Consider the following 823-nt stretch of genomic DNA (forward strand, 5'->3'; position numbering starts at 1 on the left):
CGCCTGGTCGCCGCAGACCTGGTCAGCCAGGCCGAGCACGACGAGGCCGCCTCCGCGGTCCTGGTCACCGACAGCGCCGAGCTCGCCGCCGCCGTCGAGCGCGAGGTCGCCGCCCAGGCCGCTGCCACCCGCCACGCGGAGCGCGTGGCCATCGCACTCGACGGCCCGCAGTCCGCGCTCGTGATCGTCGACGACCTCGAGCTCGCCTGCGCGTTCAGCGACGCCTACGGCCCCGAGCACCTCGAGCTGCACACGGCCGACCCCGTCGCGACCGCCGAGCGGATCCACGACGCCGGCGCGATCTTCCTCGGCCCGACCACCCCGGTGAGCCTGGGCGACTACCTCGCCGGCTCCAACCACGTGCTCCCGACCCTCGGGCAGGCGCGCTTCTCCTCCGGGCTCGGCGCCTACACCTTCCTCCGGCCGCAGCAGCTGATCTCGTACGACCGCGGTGCGCTCGAGCGCGTCGCCCCGCACATCCGCGCTCTCAGCGACGCCGAGGCGCTGCCCGCCCACGGCGACGCCGTCGACGCCCGCTTCGCCTGAGACCGAGAGGCCCTCGATGTTCTGCCCCTTCTGCCGGCACCCCGACTCCCGAGTGATCGACTCGCGCACGAGCGACGACGGCCTCTCGATCCGCCGCCGCCGGCAGTGCCCGTCGTGCGGCCGGCGCTTCTCGACGACCGAGACCGCGAGCCTCGTCGTGATCAAGCGCAGCGGAGTCGTGGAGCCGTTCAGCCGCGAGAAGATCGTCAGCGGCGTCCGGAAGGCCTGCCAGGGCCGGCCCGTCACCGACACCGATCTGGCCGTGCTCGCGCAGCGG

Annotated in this window: 2 protein-coding genes; both read left to right on the forward strand. The window is 74.2% G+C overall.

The features are described from left to right. Window positions 1-546: histidinol dehydrogenase (locus C5C74_RS16920; protein ID WP_181134736.1), on the forward strand; the 546-nt coding region annotated here is incomplete at its 5' end. Between the two features lie 16 nt (window positions 547-562). Continuing rightward, a partial coding sequence (locus C5C74_RS16925; protein ID WP_104351949.1) for an ATP cone domain-containing protein occupies window positions 563-823 on the forward strand: 261 nt, incomplete at its 3' end.

Origin of the sequence: Rathayibacter sp. AY1E8 (assembly GCF_002931415.1) — a bacterium.
Classification (GTDB): Bacteria; Actinomycetota; Actinomycetes; order Actinomycetales; family Microbacteriaceae; genus Rathayibacter.